2 pseudogenes are annotated in these 287 nt (G+C 77.4%); both read right to left on the bottom strand.

The features are described 5' to 3' along the window. Positions 1–91: pseudogene (locus C6N31_RS42855) on the bottom strand (glycosyltransferase); the annotation flags it as partial. A gap of 14 nt (positions 92–105) precedes the next feature. Continuing rightward, positions 106–287 (bottom strand): annotated as a pseudogene (locus tag C6N31_RS44940) (hypothetical protein); the annotation flags it as partial.

The following is a 287-nucleotide window of genomic DNA, read 5'->3' as shown; positions in this document are numbered from 1 at the left end:
CCGCCGCCTGCCGCGGCGAGTACGGCGGGGTGAGCCGCGTCTTGACCCGTCCCGCCACCGGCTCCTTGGCGATCACCAGCAGCGTCGTCATACCGGAAGCGCCGGTCATCGGGCGGCCCGGCCGGTGTGGGCGGGCCGGATGAGCTGACCTGCGGGAGCGGGCCGAGCCGGTTGAGCGGGCTGGATAGGGACCGTGGCGGGCCGGTCGTCGCTCGCCGGGCCGGCCGGTGGCGGCTGCCGCAGCACGGCGCTCATGTCCCGGACCGCGTGCCAGGTCCCGCGCCAGG

Source organism: Streptomyces fildesensis, assembly GCF_016107395.1.
In the GTDB taxonomy this organism is placed as follows: Bacteria; Actinomycetota; Actinomycetes; order Streptomycetales; family Streptomycetaceae; genus Actinacidiphila; species Actinacidiphila fildesensis.
This window is presented reverse-complemented; position numbering and strand designations above follow the sequence as displayed.